This is a genomic window from Ruixingdingia sedimenti (assembly GCF_031432425.1).
GTDB classification, from domain to species: domain Bacteria; phylum Pseudomonadota; class Alphaproteobacteria; order Rhodobacterales; family Rhodobacteraceae; genus Ruixingdingia; species Ruixingdingia sedimenti.
On record NZ_JAVKPH010000011.1, the window covers coordinates 55,614 to 72,094 of the forward strand.

General features: G+C 70.1%; 13 protein-coding genes. 2 read left to right on the top strand and 11 right to left on the bottom strand.

What is annotated here, in order from left to right:
- Window positions 1-26 precede the first annotated feature (26 nt).
- The 4 genes from RGD00_RS11275 to RGD00_RS11290 all read right to left on the bottom strand — a co-directional run bounded on the left by RGD00_RS11275 (window position 27) and on the right by RGD00_RS11290 (window position 3,799).
- Window positions 27-1,331, bottom strand: coding sequence for a TRAP transporter large permease (locus RGD00_RS11275; protein WP_310457432.1), 1,305 nt, complete (start codon window positions 1,329-1,331; stop codon window positions 27-29).
- A gap of 16 nt (window positions 1,332-1,347) precedes the next feature.
- The gene (locus RGD00_RS11280; protein ID WP_310457433.1) at window positions 1,348-1,839 is read right to left on the bottom strand and encodes a TRAP transporter small permease; all 492 of its coding nucleotides are present in this window, start codon (window positions 1,837-1,839) and stop codon (window positions 1,348-1,350) included.
- 73 nt (window positions 1,840-1,912) lie between these two features.
- On the bottom strand, window positions 1,913-2,929 hold the full coding sequence (locus tag RGD00_RS11285) for a TRAP transporter substrate-binding protein (protein ID WP_310457434.1): 1,017 nt from the start codon (window positions 2,927-2,929) through the stop codon (window positions 1,913-1,915).
- 180 nt (window positions 2,930-3,109) lie between these two features.
- Complete coding sequence (locus RGD00_RS11290; RefSeq protein ID WP_310457435.1) at window positions 3,110-3,799, bottom strand: GntR family transcriptional regulator; 690 nt, start codon at window positions 3,797-3,799, stop codon at window positions 3,110-3,112.
- A 234-nt stretch (window positions 3,800-4,033) separates the two neighbouring features.
- On the opposite strand from RGD00_RS11290, the gene RGD00_RS11295 reads away from it, so the two are divergent.
- Window positions 4,034-5,254, top strand: a complete 1,221-nt coding sequence (locus RGD00_RS11295) for a CaiB/BaiF CoA transferase family protein (RefSeq protein WP_310457436.1) — start codon at window positions 4,034-4,036, stop codon at window positions 5,252-5,254.
- Between the two features lie 88 nt (window positions 5,255-5,342).
- Window positions 5,343-6,020, top strand: coding sequence for a TetR/AcrR family transcriptional regulator (locus RGD00_RS11300; RefSeq protein ID WP_310457437.1), 678 nt, complete (start codon window positions 5,343-5,345; stop codon window positions 6,018-6,020).
- Between the two features lie 4 nt (window positions 6,021-6,024).
- On the opposite strand, the gene RGD00_RS11305 is transcribed toward RGD00_RS11300, so the two are convergent.
- The 7 genes from RGD00_RS11305 to RGD00_RS11335 all read right to left on the bottom strand — a co-directional run bounded on the left by RGD00_RS11305 (window position 6,025) and on the right by RGD00_RS11335 (window position 16,385).
- Window positions 6,025-9,456 carry an error-prone DNA polymerase gene (locus tag RGD00_RS11305; protein WP_310457438.1) on the bottom strand — a complete coding sequence of 1,144 codons (3,432 nt, stop codon included), beginning with the start codon at window positions 9,454-9,456 and terminating at the stop codon, window positions 6,025-6,027.
- The gene (locus tag RGD00_RS11310; RefSeq protein WP_310457439.1) at window positions 9,453-10,925 is read right to left on the bottom strand and encodes a Y-family DNA polymerase; all 1,473 of its coding nucleotides are present in this window, start codon (window positions 10,923-10,925) and stop codon (window positions 9,453-9,455) included. The genes RGD00_RS11305 and RGD00_RS11310 overlap by 4 nt, the downstream gene beginning before the upstream one ends.
- Window positions 10,852-11,412, bottom strand: coding sequence for an ImuA family protein (locus RGD00_RS11315; protein WP_310457440.1), 561 nt, complete (start codon window positions 11,410-11,412; stop codon window positions 10,852-10,854). The genes RGD00_RS11310 and RGD00_RS11315 overlap by 74 nt, the downstream gene beginning before the upstream one ends.
- On the bottom strand, window positions 11,399-12,106 hold the full coding sequence (locus RGD00_RS11320; RefSeq protein ID WP_310457441.1) for an SOS response-associated peptidase: 708 nt from the start codon (window positions 12,104-12,106) through the stop codon (window positions 11,399-11,401). The genes RGD00_RS11315 and RGD00_RS11320 overlap by 14 nt, the downstream gene beginning before the upstream one ends.
- A 274-nt stretch (window positions 12,107-12,380) precedes the next feature.
- A complete protein-coding gene (locus RGD00_RS11325; protein WP_310457442.1) occupies window positions 12,381-13,778 on the bottom strand; it encodes a hypothetical protein in 1,398 nt (465 codons plus the stop codon).
- A 15-nt stretch (window positions 13,779-13,793) separates the two neighbouring features.
- Window positions 13,794-15,044, bottom strand: a complete 1,251-nt coding sequence (locus RGD00_RS11330; protein WP_310457443.1) for a hypothetical protein — start codon at window positions 15,042-15,044, stop codon at window positions 13,794-13,796.
- Window positions 15,045-15,119: 75 nt separating this feature from the next.
- The gene (locus RGD00_RS11335; protein ID WP_310457444.1) at window positions 15,120-16,385 is read right to left on the bottom strand and encodes a hypothetical protein; all 1,266 of its coding nucleotides are present in this window, start codon (window positions 16,383-16,385) and stop codon (window positions 15,120-15,122) included.
- Between the last annotated feature and the right edge of the window lie 96 nt (window positions 16,386-16,481).

Here is a 16,481-nt window from a genome sequence, read left to right on the forward strand (position 1 = left end):
CGCATCCTCTTTCTGGGCGGGGCGCGTCAGGTGAACAGCAGGTTGGCCAGCCACAGCGACAGCGCCGGAAAGGCGGCGACCAGCACGATGCGCAGGCTGTCGGCCAGGATGAAGGGCACCACCGCCCGGCACAGGCGGCCGAAGCCCACATCGGGGGCAGAGGCGGAAACGATGAACAGGTTCATTCCCACCGGCGGGGTGATCAGCCCGACTTCCACCACCGACAGCATCAGGATGCCGAACCAGATCGGATCCATGCCATAGCTTTGCACGATGGGGTAAAGAAAGGGCAGCGTCAGGAACACCATCGAGATGGAATCCATGAAACAGCCGAGCACGAGATAAAGCAGGATGATCGCCGCCACCACCTGCCAATAGCTCAGATCCGCCCCATGGACCGCCGCCACGAACAGGTCGGTGACGCGCGTCGCCTCGATGAAATAGTTGAAAAGCGCCGCGCCGATCAGGATGAAGAAGATCATCCCCGTCAGGCCGGCGGCCTCTTGCAGCGCGTCCAGAAACGCGCGGCGGCTAAACCGGCGCCGGGCGAGGCCGAGGGCGACCACCCCCGCCACCCCGACGGACGCCGCCTCGGTCGGCGAGAACAGCCCCAGGAACAGCCCGCCCAGAACGGCGACGAACAGCGCGATCACATCCCAGGCCGACAGGACCATGCGCAGCCGTTCGGCACCGGGGCGGCGGGGCAGGGCGGGGGCAAGATGGGGGTGGCGCGCCGTCACCACCGTGATCGCCCCGAGATAGAGCGCGGCCGCGACCAGCCCGGGGATGAAGGCCGCGACGAACAGCTTGCCCACCGATTCCTGCGTCAGCAGGGCATAGATCACCAGCACGAGGCTGGGCGGGATCAGCACGCCGAGCGTGCCGCCCGCCGCCACCGTGGCGGCGGCGAAGGCCGGGTCGTAGCCGCGCGCGCGCATTTCGGGGATGGAGATCCGCGCCATCGTCGCCGCGGTCGCAAGGCTCGACCCGCAGATCGCGCCGAAGCCCGCGCAGGCGGCGATGCCGCCCATCGCCAGCCCCCCGCGCCGATGGCCGAACCCGCCCTCGCCCGCGTCGTAGATCGCCCGCGACACCCCCGCCGGATGGGCGAGCGTGCCCATCAGCACGAACAGCGGCACGATGGACAGGCCATAGGGAAAGACGCTTTCGAAGGGCAGCGCGCCGAGGACGAACAGCGTGGTGGGCCAGCCGTTCACCGCGATGCCGCCGAAAAGGCCCACCAGCGCCATGGCGATCCCGATGGGGCAGCGCAGCGCCAGCAGCAGGGCAAAGGCGGCGAGGCCGGCATATCCGATTTCGATGGGGCTCATCGGCTGTCCTTCCGGTTCAGTGCAGCCCGGCAGCGCCGGGCGGGGCGCCGCGCCATTCCGCCACCGCCGCCAGCACCGCGCCCAGACCCGATACCGCCAGCCCCGCCGCCACCGGGATCCAGTAGACGATCATCGGCCAGCCGAGCGTCTGCGAACGGTCGCCGTAGTCCCAGACGGTCAGCGCCTGCGCGATGGCCGCGCGGCTGAGCACGAGGCACACCCCCACCGCCGCCAGCCACCACAGCACGCCAAACGCGCGGTCCACCCGGCGCGGCATGCGGTCGGTCAGGATCGTGATCGCCACATGGCCGCGGGCGGCAAAGGCATGGGCCACGGCGAAGAACACCGCATACATCATGAAGAACTGGGTGATGTCGATGATGCCGGCCACGGGCGGCAGCGACAGCAGGCGCGCCAGGATGTCGGCGATGGTCACGACCGAGGACAGCAGGACCATCGCCATCGACAGGATGGCGAGCCCGGCGAAAAGCCTGGACAGCATCTGCATGGGGGTTCCCTTCCAGCGGGCGGGGGGCAGGCCGGGCCGCGGCGGGCGCGGTCCGGCGGCGGGGCCGGTCGGCTCAGGGATGCGCGGCCGCAAGGGCCTGCATCGCGGCGCGGATCTCGTCGGCGTTCTCGACGCCGCGGGCCTTCACCTCGGCCAGAAGGGCCTGCGCCACGGGTTCCAGCGCGTCGCGCCAGGCGGCGATCTGGTCGGGCGTCGCGGTCAGGATCGCGTCGGGGTCGCGCTGCATGGCGATGGCGCGCGAATCCGCCTGCCATGATGCCCAGAGCGGACCGAAGGTCGCCACCAGCGCCGCGCCCGCGTTCTGGTCGATGCAGGCGCGCGCGGCCTCGGGCAGATTGTCGTAGGATTTCTGGTTCATCACGAAGAAGAACCCGCCGACGAAGACCGGCGCTTCCAGATGGTGGCGGATCACCTCGTGCAGCTTGTATTCGCGCAGGTTGGTCCAGTCCGTCGCGCTGCCGTCGAGGGTGCCTTTCTGCAACGCCTCGTATTGCTCGCCCGGGGGCAGGTTCACCGGATCGGCGCCGAAATGCGACAGGATGGCGGATGTGGCGGCGTTCTGGGTGCGGATGCGCAGCCCCTTCATCTCTGCCAGGTCGGTGATGCGGCGGTTGGTGTGGATGCCGCCGGGGTTGTGGGTCATCATGCCCAGGATCTTCACCCCCTGGTATTCGGGGCGCAGATACTCCTCGGCCACGCCGTAAAGGGCGAAGCTGCCGGCATTCGCGCTTTGCGCCATGAAGGGCAGTTCGATGATGGACGACCGGGGGAACCGGCCGCGGGGAAAGGCGATATGGCCGAAGGCCACGTCCACCACGCCCGCGCGGGCCTGATCGTACTGCTTGTCGATATGGCCGAGCGCGGATCCGGCGGGATGCACCTCGAACGCCACGGCGCCGCCGGTGCATCGGGTGATGCGTTCGGTCCAGGGGATCATGAATTCGGTGCTGAGCCCGATGGTCGTCGGCACGAAATGGCTGAGCTTCAGCGTGATCGTGTCGGCCGCCGCCGGAGCGGCCGCAAGGCCGGCGGCAAGCGCGCCGAGGCAGAGGTATTTGCGCAGGTCCATGATCTTCCTCCCCGAAGATCCGGCCGCCGCGGGTCCGCGCAGGGCGGGCGCCGGGTGGGCCGGTGTCGGTATTTTGGTATACAAATTTTGGAACATTGGAAGAGAAATCTTCCCGTGTGTCAAAAATTGTGCACCAAACACCCGCAATCCTGCGGGTGCCGTTCGGCGGTGGCCTGGGGCTTATTCCGTGGCGCTGGGGGCGGGCAGGGGGCGCCGGGTCACGGATTCGGCGGCGTGCAGATGCGCGGACATCGTGCTTGCGGCCCAGTCGGGGTTGCGCGCGGCGATCGCGGCGACGATTTCGTGGTGGTGGTTGGCGGACCGTTGCAGGTCGGCCTCGGTATACATCCGGTAGGTCCGGTGCACGAGCCCGATGTCGAGCGTGATCGACAGCAGCGCCGCCAGCCGCGGCGAATGCGCGGCGCGGATGATCGCCTGATGGAATTCGGCATTCGCGGCCGACAGCGCGGCGAAACCGTCCCCGCCCCGCGGATGCGACAGGGTGCTGATCTGTTCGGCCAGCGCCCGCAGCCCGGCGATTTCGGTATCCGACGCCATCCGTGCCGCGCGGCGGACGGCATAGGTTTCGAGCATCTGGCGCAGTTCGAACACCTGCGCCATCTCGTCCTGGCTGAGCCCGGCGACGCGCAGGCCCTTGCCCGGTTCGCGTTTGAGGAAACCTTGCAGCGTCAGCCGCTTGATCGCCTCGCGCACGGGGGTGCGCGACATCTGCAACTGTTCGGCCACCCCCGCCTCTGTCACCCGTTCCGCCGAGGCCAGTTCGCCCGCGACGATCATCCGCCGCAGCGCCTCATAGGCCTGATCGGCGTTGTTCGCGGGGCGGTCGGCGGGGTCGGCGGCTGTGGGCATGGCGCTGTCCGGGGCTGGGTCCGGTTCTCGATACCATGCCGTGCGGGGCGCGGCCAAGCCGTCTTGGGGTGGGGGTACGATTTGTATACATGGTAGCGGGTGTGATCTGCCATCATCCCTGAATATCATCATCTTCATGGGGATCTCAAAACTTCAATCTTCCAATCGGTATACAAAACAGCCTATATCCTCCGGGCGGCGCCGCCGGATCGCGCCGCATCAGCGGAGGAAGACATGAGCGGCGAGCGGCAGGACATGGAACGGCGGGGCCCATTGGCGGACCTGCGGGTGATCGAGATGGGCCAGCTTCTGGCCGGGCCGTTCTGCGGCCAGATCCTCGCCGATTTCGGCGCCGAGGTGATCAAGATCGAACAGCCCGGCGCGGGCGATCCGATGCGGCAATGGGGGCGCGAAAAGATGCAGGGCGCCTCGATGTGGTGGCCGGTCATCGCGCGCAACAAGAAGTCGCTGACGCTCGACCTGCGCCGCGCGGAGGGCCAGCAGGTGGTGCGCGATCTGGCGGCGAAATCCGACATCCTGATCGAGAATTTCCGCCCCGGCACGCTGGAACGCTGGAACCTCGGGCCCGAGGTGCTGGCCGCGATCAACCCCCGCCTGATCGTGGTCCGCGTCACCGGCTATGGCCAGACCGGCCCCTATGCGGCGCGCGCGGGCTATGGGGCCATCGGCGAGGCGATGGGGGGCCTGCGCCATGTGGTGGGCGATCCCTCGACGCCCCCCTCGCGCATGGGGATTTCCATCGGCGACGAACTGGCGGCGGTCCATGCCTGCATGGGCGCGCTGATGGCGCTGCATGCGCGCGAACGCACCGGCCGGGGGCAGGTGGTGGATGCGGCGATCTACGAATCGGTACTGGCGATGATGGAAAGCCTTGTCAGCGAATACGACGTGGCCGGCCATACCCGCGAACGCACCGGCGCGATCCTGCCCAATATCGCCCCCTCGAACGTCTATCCCACCGCCGACGGGCGGATGCTGCTGATCGCGGCCAATCAGGACACGGTGTTCCAGCGGCTGGCCGGGGCGATGGGCCGGCCGGACCTGGCCGGGGACCCGCGCTATGCCACCCACAACGCCCGGGGCGCGCGGCAGGCGGAACTGGACGGGCTGGTGGCGGACTGGACGCGCAGCCTGCCGCTGGCGGACCTCGAATCCCTGCTGAACGCGGCCGGCGTGCCCTGCGGGCTGATCTACACCGCCGCCGACATGGTGAAGGACCCGCATTTCGCCGCGCGCGAGGCGATCGTGGAACGCCCGCATCCGGTGTTCGGCACGATGAAGATGCAGAACGTCTTTCCCCGCCTGTCGGAAACCCCCGGCGCGGTGCGCCATGTGGGCCCCGAACTGGGCGAGCATACCGAATCGGTGCTGACCCGGATCCTGGGTCTGGGCGCGGCAGAGATCGCCGCGTTGAAGGCGGGGGGGATCGTCTGATCCGCCGCTTTGCCCCGGAAAGCAGAATGCCCGTTGGCGGTGCCGGCCGAATCGGACTAAGTCGGCATCGTACAAGGGAGATGATCCGGTGGAGTCTCGAACCCGCGGCGGCCCTGGGGCGCCGAAACGCACGAGGCGCGCCCGCGGCGCGCCGGCGGCAGACCCGCGGCTGCGGCTGCTCGACGTGGCGCTGAACCTGTTCGCGCGCCACGGTTTCGACGGCGTGTCCACCAACATGATCGCGGCCGAGGCGGGGCTGTCGCAGCCGATGGTCTATTACCACTTCCGGTCCAAGGAGGATCTGTGGCAGCGCGCCATCGACATGCTGATGCGCGATCTGGGCCGCCGCTATCCGCGCAGCGGCGAGGAACTGAAGGACCTCGACCCGGCGGCGCAGCTGAACGTGATGACCCGCCGTTTCATCCAGATGAGCGTGGGCGACCCGCGGCTGTCGCAGATCGTCATCCTCGAAAGCCTCGCGCGGAGCGAGCGGCTGGACTGGATGGTGCGCGCCTATCTCAAGTCGGGGTTCGCGGATTTCGACACCGCCATCCGCAACGGCATCGAAAAGGGCCAGATCAAGGACCTGCCGCTGCATGTGATCAGCAACACGCTGGTCGCCGCCTCGTCGCTGACCTTCTGCGTCGCGCCGCTGGTGGAAAAGGTCTATGGCGTCGATGTGCGTCAGCCCGCGCGGTTCCGCGAGGCGGCGGATGCCATCGTCGAGATCCTGTTCAACGGCCTTCTGGCCAAGCCGCGGGGCTGAGCACTCAGTGGAAATCCCGGCTGGGAAACAGCCGCTTGGCCTGTTCGCGCGGGTGGCGCGCGGCGGGGCGGGGGGCGTCGCGGCCCGGTTCGGTCTGCCCCGGTTCGGTCTGCCCCGGTTCGGTCTGGCCGAGTGTGGACAGCAGGGGCGAGATGTCCTCGATCCCTTCCGCGATCAGGTGAACCACCGGCCCCTGCCGTTCCACCCTTCCGGTGACGCGCAGCAACCGCCCCGCCACCACCGCTTTGCGGAAGGTGTCGTAGATCCGTTTCCACACGACGATATTGGCCACGCCCGTTTCATCCTCCAGCGTCAGGAACACCACGCCGGAGGCCGTGCCGGGCCGCTGGCGCGTGACCACGAGGCCGGTGACGGTGACGCGCCCGCGTGCCTGTGCCAGCCGGTCGTGGGGCAGACTGCCGCCTAGCCGGGGGCGCAGCAGGGCCAGGGGGTGGGTGCGCAGCGACAGGCGCAGGGCCACGTAATCCTCCACCACCTCCTGCCCCTCGGTCATCCGGGGCAGGGCGACGGGCGGTTCCGCCACGCCCTCGCCTTCGGTCCCGAACAGCGGCAGGGGGGCGGGGGCGCGCAGGGCGCGGGCATCCCACAGCGCCGCGCGCCGCGACAGCCCGAGGGGGGCGAAGGCGTCGGCCTCTGCCAGCCGTTCCAGCAGCCCGGGCGCCACCCCGGCCCGGCGCCAGAGGCTTTCGACATCCGGGTAGCCGTTGGCGCGCGCGCCCATGATCCATTCGGCTTCTTCCTGCGGCATGCCCCGGATCTGCCGGAACCCGAGCCGCAGTGCCAGTGACCCGTCCCCGCAGGGCTCCAGCGTGCAGTCCCAGCCGGAATGGTTGACCGATACGGGCCGCACCTCCACCCCGTGTTCGCGCGCGTCGCGCACCAGTTGCGCGGGGCCGTAGAACCCCATCGGCTGGCTGTTCAGCAGCGCGCAGGTGAACACAGCCGGGTGGTGGCATTTCAGCCAGGCGGACACATAGGCCAGCATGGCAAAGGCCGCGGCATGGCTTTCGGGGAAACCGTAGTCGGCGAAGCCCCGGATCTGGTCGAAACAGCGGGTGGCGAAATCGGGGTCGTAACCGTTGGCGATCATGCCGTTGATGAACTTTTCCTCGAACATGTGCACGGTGCCCATGCGCCGGAACGAGGCGAGCGAGCGGCGCAGCTGATCGGCCTCTTCGGCGGTGAAGCCCGCGGCCTTGACGGCGATCTGCATCGCCTGTTCCTGAAACAGCGGCACGCCGAGCGTCTTGTGCAGCACCTCGCGCAGGTCCTCCGACGGATAGTCCACCGGGTCCAGCCCCTGGCGGCGGCGGATATAGGGCTGGACCATGCCGCCCTGGATCGGGCCGGGGCGGACGATGGCGACCTCGATCACCAGATCGTAGAAGATTTCGGGCCGCATCCGGGGCAGGAAGTTCATCTGCGCCCGGCTTTCGACCTGAAACACCCCGATGGCGTCGGCGCGTTTCAGCATATCATAGGTCGCCCCGTCGCCCTGCGGCACGGTGTCGAGCCGGTGGCGGATGCCGCGATGGTCGGCCAGCAGATCGAACGCCTTGCGGATGCAGGTCAGCATGCCGAGGCCCAGAACATCGACCTTCAGCAGGCCGAGCGCGTCGATATCGTCCTTGTCCCATTCGATGACGGTGCGGTCCTCCATCCGCGCGTTCTCGATCGGGCAGAGTTCGTCGAGGCGGCCCTGCGTGATCACGAACCCGCCGACATGCTGCGACAGATGGCGGGGAAAGCCGATGATTTCCGCGATCAGCCCCACCGTCAGCCGCATCCGCCGGTCCTCGGGTGACAGGCCGGCGGCGCGCAGCTGGTCGTCGGTCGGCGGATGGCTGGACCAGCCCCAGATCTGCCCCGACAGCCGCGCCAGCACATCCTGCGACAGGCCCATGACCTTGCCCACCTCGCGGATCGCGGCGCGCGACCGGAAATGGATCACCACGGCGGTCAGCCCGGCGCGGTGGCGGCCATAGCGGGTATAGATGTGCTGGATCACCTCTTCGCGGCGTTCGTGTTCGAAATCCACGTCGATGTCGGGCGGCTCGCCCCGGTGGCGGGACACGAAACGTTCGAACACCATGGTGATCATGTCGGGCGACACATCGGTGATGCCGAGTGCCCAGCACAGGATCGAGTTCGCCGCCGACCCCCGCCCCTGACACAGGATCGCGCGCGACCGTGCGAAGGCCACGATGTCGTGAACCGTCAGGAAATAGGCCGCGTAGCCCAGTTCCGCGATCAGGGAAAGTTCCTTTTCTGCTAGTTCCCGCAGGCGGTCGGGCACGCCGCCGGGGCAGCGGCGGGCCAGCCCCGCCCATGTCAGCCGGTCCAGCCGGGCCTGCGCGGGTTCCCCGTCCACCTCTTCATGCGGGTATTGATAGCGCAGTTCGCGCAGATCGAAGGTGCAGCGGGCGGCGATGGCCATGGTGCGGGCCACGGCCTCGGGGTGGCGGTGGAAAAGGCGCGCCATGTCGGCCGCGCCCTTCAGCCGGCGTTCGGCATTGGGCAGGCGGCGGGTGCCGATCGTGTCGATGGTGCAGCCCTCGCGCAGGCAGGTCAGCACATCGGCCAGCGGGCGGCGATGCGCGCGGTGCATCAGCACGTCGCCCACCGCCACCAGCGGCAGGCCGGTGTCCTGCGCCAGCGCGGCAAGACGGTCGAGCCGCGGCTGATCCTGCCCGTCATAGCGCGGCGCGGCGCCAAGGTGGCACTGGCCGGGCAGGGCGCGGGCCATGCGGCGCAGGTCCGCCGCGGCACAGGGGGCGGCCAGCGGGTCGGGCGGCAGCGCGATCAGCACCAGCCCCTGCGCGCCTTCCTCCAGATCCGCCCGGGTCAGGCGGCAATCCCCCTTTTCCGCCCGCAGCTTGCCGCGCGACAGAAGCCGCGTCAGCCGCGACCAGGCGGCAAGGTCGGCCGGCAGCGCCACCCAGTCCACCGCGCTGTCGGCCAGCACCAGCCGCGCCCCGGGGATCAGCCGGGGCAGGCGCGCGAACACCGGCAGGGCGGCCTTGTCGGCGGGCGACATGGTCTGGCGGCTCGACGGGTCCTGCCGGGTGCGGCTGCGGATGGTCAGGGTGCCGGCGGCGATGGCCTCGTCGCGCACACGGGCCAGTTCCTTCAGCGCGGTGAAGGCCCGCACCACCCCTGCGACCGAGTTCCGGTCGGTGATCGCCAGCGCCGACAGCCCCAGTTCTGCGGCGCGGACCACCAGTTCCTCGGGGTGCGAGGCGCCGGTGAGGAAGGTGAAGTTGGTGGTGGTGCAGAGTTCGGCGTAGTCTTGGGGGGATAGGGCAGGGCCGGGGGCCAGCCCCGCGCAGGCTGGTTCTCGAACCAGTGGCGCACCACCCTGCGCCCCCGGAGTATTTGGGGCAAGATGAAGCCGCGGAGGGTCGGGAGGGGTCATATGAACTCCCCCTGGACATGCCAGCCCGGGGCCTGCGGGGTGTGGAACAGCCACAGGCGCGGGCCTTCCTGCGTGTCGATGCGCCAGTAGTCGCGCAGGCCGCTGCGCCAGGCGGGATCGTCCAGCCACCATTCCGGCGCGATACGTTCGGGGCCGGTGGCGCGCCGCGTGGTGAAGGGCTGGCGGCGCCAGCGGAAGGCGCGGGGCGGGTGGCCGGCCGCGTCCAGCGCGGGTTCGGGAGGAAACAGGATCGCCGGGCGCGGCGGGCCCGGAGGCGCGGCGGTGGCGGGCACGGTATGGGCGGCGGGGGTGATCAGGAAGCTGCGTTCCGGGATCAGGCTTTCCGCCGGGGCCAGACGCTGCACCCGGTCGAATCCCAACCGGTTGCCGAGGCGCGAGATCAGGTCGGCCAGCGCGTCCTGCCCGGCGGCGGGGGCGCTGCGGGGGCCGGTCTGTTCGGGGGGCAGCGGTTCCGTCACCGGCGCGGTCAGGCGCAGCGCGTCGATGCCGAAGCCGGCCTCGACCTCCTCCACCCCCTTGGCGAAAAGCGCGGCGATGCGGGCGGGGTCGCGCAGCGGGCGGGCGAGACCGATTTCCACCCGCGCGGTGGCGTGATCGACCCGGCGCAGCTCCAGCGCCAGCCGCCGCGCGCCCCGGTGGTGTTCGGCCAGCCGCGCGCACAGCCGGTCGAGCAGCCGGTCGAGCCCCGCCATCACATCCTCCTGCCGCCCGATCGGTTCGGGCAGGGTCAGGCGGGCGCCGAAATGCGGCGGTTCCGGTTCCGGCGACAGCGGTTCGTCCTGCCGGCCGAGCGCCTGGTCGAGCCGCAGCGCCAGCCCCGCGCCGAAGCGGCGGGTCAGCGGCGCGCGCGGCAGCGGGATCAGGTCGCCGATGCGGGGCAGGCCGAGACGGCAGAGCGCCTCGGCCGTGTCATGGTCGATGCGCAGCGCCGCGACCGGCAGGGGGGCCAGCCCCGCGGCCAGCGCCCCCGCCGCGATGATCCCGCCGCCATGGCGGGCCAGCGCATGCGCCGCGCCGCGGCTGCCGGCGATGGCGCTGGCCGCCGCCAGCCCCATCCGGTCGAGCCGCGCGTGAAGGTCGTCGCGCAGCGCGGCCTCGCCGCCGAAAAGATGCGCGACGCCGGTGATGTCGGCGATCAGCCCGTCGCTGCCCTCTGCCGCGACCAGCGGGCCATAGCGCCCCGCCCACCGGCGCAGCGCGGCCAGCGCCGCGGCCTCTTGCGCCAGATCGGCGGGCCGGGTGGCGAGGGCGGGGCAGATCGCCCGCGCCTCTGCCAGCGCCATGCCGCGCGCCAGCCCTTCGGCCGCGGCGGCGGGGGTGAGGCAATGCAGGTGATCGGCATTGCCCGACCGCAGGGTCAGGGCGAAAGGCCCCTCAACGGGGCGGCGCCGCAGGCTCGCATCGCTCGCCAGCCGCGGAAACCAGATCGAAAGCAGCCGTCGCGCCATGCCAATCGAGGGTCCAGTTCGCCATCGTTCCCTTTTTGTTCTTTATGCAGGACCAGCGGTGCAGAGTCGAGTCCCCCGCCAGCGGGGCGCAATGCCAGCGGGTTTCGGCCGCGTTGCTGCCCTGGCCTTCGCGGATCAGCATCAGGCCCGTGGTCCTTCCCGCCTCTGCCGCCAGTTGCAGCCGCCGGCCCGCGGTCAGCGACAGGGGCCTTTCCGGTTCGGCGATGACCAGCGCGGGGGCGGGGCTGCGCAGCGATTCCTCTGTGGCCCAGAGAAGATCGGCCTCGCCCGCCGGGCGGATCAGCATCAGCCGCGCCCCCACCCCGGGGGGCAGGCCGGGCAGCATCGGCGTTTCCGGCGCATGGGCGGGCAGGACCCAGACCAGCGGTCCCGGGTGCCGCAGCGCCTGGAACAGCGCGAAGGCGCGGCGGCCGGGGCCCTGGGCCTCGTGCACCCGGGCGGGAGCGAGCGTGTCAGGGGTCCTCATGCGCGCCCTCCTGCACAATTTCCAACTCGCCATCCGGCAGCGGCTGTTGCAGCGCCAGCGCCAGCGGCGCGGGGGCGGTCAGCCAGCGGTGCCAGTCCTCGGGCCGGGTCAGGATCACCGGCATGGCCTTGGGGTGGATCGCCGCGACCTCGCGGTTGGGCGGGCAGGTGAGGAAGGCGAACAGGTCCGCCGTCACCGGTCCCTCGGCCAGCCGGCGGGTCGAGGTCCATTGCGTGCGGATCCCGGCGAAGAAGGCCAGCGGCCGGTGCGGGCCGAGCGCGAACCACACCGGCCGGTTGCGCGGCGCGCCGGGGCGGGCGTCATGTTCGGCAAAGCTGGTGAAGGGCACGAGGCAGCGGTGTTCGACCCCGAGCCAGCGGCGCCAATGCAGGCTTGCCGTGTTGCGGATATTGGTCACGCCCGGGTCGGTGCGCCGGGTGCCCAGATGCTGCGCCGGCGTCGGCATCCCCCACCGGGCGCGCGCCAGCCGGTAGCCGCGGGGGCCGTGGCGCAGGATCGGGGCGGAACTGTCGGGCCAGATCGCGGGCAGGGGGGGCAGATTGCCGGCGGCATCCTCGATCAGCGGATCGTCCTTGTCCTCGTTCCCGTCCTCGCCGGGCGGGCCGGCGGGCAGGTCGGCCAGCACCTGGCGCAGGGCGTCCTGGCTGCGGGTCTGGGCATAGAGGTTGCACATGGGCGGGCCGGTTCCGGGGGTGGAATTGGAACATTAGCGGAACTTCCGGCCCGAGGGAAGGGGGGCGGCCCGGTGGTGGGAGCGCCGCCGGGGGCCAATCCCGCGCAGGCTGGTTCCCGAACCGGTGGCGCTACCCGCCAGCGCCCCCGGGATATTTGGGCCAGCCTGAAGACGCGGGCCCTGTTTCATCTGAAGGGGGCCCCGCATCTTCAGGCTGGACATAAATATCCCCGCCGGAGGCCGCTGTCCTTTCCATCGGTGCAGCGGTGCCGGGCTATTGCTGGATCACCGCCACATTCGCCTCGCCGTTCTGGATCAGGCCCGCGGCGTTGCCGTTGCCGATCTGGCGCAGGATCGCCTCGTTCCGGCCGCCCTGCACCGACAGGGTGATGGCGTTGTCGAGCCCCTGTTGCCAGAAGGCGGCAAGGTTCGCATCGCCCAGTATGCCCGCCGTGGCGGTATTGCCGAAGCCTTCCTGCACAAAGCTGCCGGCCGTCATTCCCGGCGGGGCGGTGACGGAAAAGCCGCCGGCGGTGTTGTTGCCGCTGCCCGCGATGGTCAGGGCAAAGCGGTTGCGTCCCTCCTGCCGCAGGTCGGCAAGGTTGTCGTCGCCGGCGATGACGGTTTCGGCCCGGTTGGTGCCGCCGAGCCCGGCGGCATAGCCCTGCCGCGTCACCGCATGGTTGCGGCTGCCCTCGATCGCGATGCGGGCGTCCGAACTGCCCATCTGTTCGATCAGCACCCGGTTGGCGTCGCTGTCGCCCAGAAGCGCCAGTTCCGCCACATTGGTGCCGAGCTGCGAGATGCCCGCCTCGTTGTCGTTGCCCTCGATCAGCGACATCACGATGTCGTTTTCCGTCCCGTCCTGCGCGAGGCCGAGCGCGTTGCCGTCGCCGGTCACGATCACCGCCCCGGTGCGGTTGAGCCGCCCGCGTTGCAGGATCCCGAAGGCGGTGGCATGGCCCAGGATCTCCAGCTGCATCTGGTTGCCGTTGGCGCCGGTATCCTCGGTTCCCCGGCGCTGGATCAGCGTGCCGGCGATGGCCCCGGTTTCGCCGGCATGGCCGCGCAATGCGGCGGTGCCGTTGACGTCGCCCTCGAACAGCGCGAAGATGGTGTTTTCGGCCGCCATCAGGTCGGAGGCGCTTTCCTGTTGCAGCAGGTCGAGGTGGTTGCCGAAACCCAGCATCGTCACATCCGCCGACTGGCCCGGCATGCCCGCCTGCTGATACTGGTCCACCCGCCGGATGGTGTTGTGATCGCCCCCCGCCTGTTCCAGCACCAGCCGGTTGCCCGCGCCGGGCGCGGGGCCGGCGGTCTGCTGGACCACCTCGTCCACCCGGTTGTGCGCGCCGTCCTGCGTGATGCGGGCGTCGTTGAACCTATCCGGGCTGCCGAAGAGGCTGCGTTGCAGAACGCCCACCCCGGCGGTGCCGATACTGTTGCCGGTGCCGGTCTGGCGCAGGGTCAGGCTGTTGTAATAGCCGTCCTGCGACAGCGGCAGAAGGTCGGTTCCCGCGCTGTTGCCAAGACCGATCTGGTCGATGACGGCGGCGTTGTCGGCCCCGTCCTGATCCACCACCGCCGAATTGTCGAGCGTCTGCGCCGCCGCCGCGCCACCGAGGCACAACGTCAGCGCCAGACCGCAACCGATGCCGGAACGATGGATCATCCGGGCCTCCTGCCGCTACTGTTTCACGACGACGGTGTTGAACCCGCCGACCTGGGTGAAGGTGGCGGAATTCGAGTTGCCGGTCTGGGTGATCTCTGCCCGGTTGGAGGTGCCGTTCTGTTCGCCGTCGATCAGGTTGTCGCTGCCGAGGATGCTGAAAAGGCTGGTGTTGGCGCTGCCGGTCTGGAACAGGGTGATGGTGTTGCGGTGGCCGTCGACGGTTGCGCGGGCCTCGTTGTCGGTGCCGTCCTGTTCGAGCCAGAGCGCGTTGTCCGCCCCCTCGTATTCGGTGACGATCTTGATCCGGTTGGCCACGCCGGTCTGCCGGGTGCCGATGTCGTTGCGCCAGCCCGAGATGACATTGACCGTCAGCCGGTTGTCCTGCCCGTCCTGATAGGCGCCCAGATCGTTTCCGCCGCCCCAGATGCGCAGTTCGTCCCCCGGATCGGCGCTGCCCATGCGGTTGCCGGTGCCCTGCTGCACCGTGCCCGTCTGGTTGCCGTCGCCGGTGATGGCGATGACCTGATGGTTGTCGTGGTTCGCCGCGCCGGGCACCACCGGCCCCTGGCGGTAGACGCCGCCCGCCGCGCCGCTGGCCGCCGCGAAGCCGCCAAGCGCGCGCCCGCCGTTGCCGAGGCCCAGTTGCAGCAGGTCGATGCGGTTGGCGCCCGTGGCTGCGGCGCCGCCGCTGGCGGTCTGGATCACGGCGTCGATCGCGTTGCCCCCGCCGCGCTGTTCGATCGCGGCGCTGTTGCCGTGGCGGGCGTCCGCCCGCGTCTGCACCACCGCGTCGATGCGGTTGTCGGTGGTCGCTGTCCAGCCGGCCTTGCCCTGGGTGATGACCAGGCTGTTGCCCGACAGCGGGGCCGACAGGTCGGTGGCGGTCTGCACCAGCACGCCGAGGCTGTTGCGGTCGGTATGCTGGGCGATCAGCGCGGTGTTCGACGCCCCGCCGGCAGAACCCGAGATCTGCGCCAGCCCCGGCACCCCCGCCAGCGGGCTGTCGCCGAGGCCGACCGTATTGCCGTCGCCCGCCTGCACCACCGTCAGGGCATTGTCGCGCCCCACCTGCACCATCGCGCGGGTGGCCGATCCGGCGCGGTTGGTGTTGCCGTCGGTCTGGTCGATCCGCGCGCTGTTGTTCTGCCCCGGCATTGGGCCGAACCCGCGCTGGTCCAGCCAGGCGCCGTTGCCGTCGGCCAGCGCGAACCCTGCCGTCAGGGCGAACCCGGCGCACAGCGCACCGATACCATGAAACCTGCGCACCACCGATCCCCCGGTTGCGATCACTCACTCAAACGGTCCGGCGCGCCGCGGCGGGGCGGCGCGCCGGGTCTTGCCCTATTGCGCGATGCCGGCGTTGTTGCCGTTGCCGATCTGGCTGAAATGGGCGGTGTTGCCGTTGCCGCCCTGCACCACCGCCACATGGTTCGCATCGCCCGTCTGCACACCGGTGATGACGTTGCCGTCGCCGGTCGAGACCAGCGCGAAGGCATTGGCATTGCCGGTCACGGTCAGACTGGCGAGGTTCAGGTCGCCGATCTGCTGGACGATGCCCGAGGGATGGGCCCCCGCCACCAGCCCGGCCACGCCCGTCAGCGACTGGTTCCAGCCGTTGTCGTTGCCGGTGATCATCACCGAAACCTCGTTCGACAGGCCCTGTTGCAGGCTCAGCACGCCATTGCCGTCGCCCCTGACATCCAGCGCGGCAAGGTTGAGGTCGCCCAGTTGCGCCGCACCGATGTTGTTGAAGGCGCCGGCGACAGTGGCGGCGGTGATCGTGTTGCCGTTGCCGTTCTGGTAGGTGCCGACCTCGTTGTCGTCGCCGGTGATCGTCAGCCGGCCCACGGTGTTGGAATCGCCGTACTGGGTGACGCCGAACTGGTTGCGGTCGCCGCTGATGTTCAGCGTGGCGGTGCTGCGCGCGGCGCGGATGCCGAAATCGCCCTGGATGATGGTGGAGGATGTCGCGCCCGCCATCGCCGCCGCGCCGCTCAGCGCGCCGGCATTGCCGTTGTTCCGGCCCGACATGTTCACCATGGCCTCGTTGCGGTTGTTGCCGCCGCCCGTGGTGGGGCTGGCCTGGATCACCCGCGCCAGCGTGTTGCCGCTGCCGGTCTGCATCACGTCGAGCATGTTGCCCCGGCTCGACTGCCGCCACTGGGTGACGCTGCCGACCGTGTTGCCGCCCTCGCCCGCCTGTTCGATGGCGACGGTGTTCCTTTGCAGCGTGGTGTTGGTGCCGGTCGTGGTCTGGCCGACCGCGCCGATGGTGTTGTTGTCCGACGACTGGGTGATGTCGATGATGTTGCCGTAGGCGCCGTCGCGGTTGCTGATCTGATGGATGCCCGCATCCGCCGCATCCGGGTTCGTGCCGAGGCCCGCCGCGTTGCCGTTGCCCGATTGCAGGATGGTCAGCTGGTTGCGCAGGTCCACCTGCCGGATGTTCCGGCCGGTGCTGCCGGCGTCGTTGTCCGCGCCGGTCTGCCGGATCAGCGCGCTGTTGCCGCTGCCCGACTGATCCAGCCAGGCCTCGTTGTTGTCGGCCAGCGCGGCGCCGGCAAAGGCCAGGCTGCTGGTGGCCAGAAGGAAGGGGACAATCCGCATGCGAATGTTCCTTGGAAAAAGCTGTCCGCCGAAGGGCAGGGAAGGGGCGCGCGCATTCCGCGCGCGCGCCCCCGGTTCCGGGGCCCCCGAAGGGGC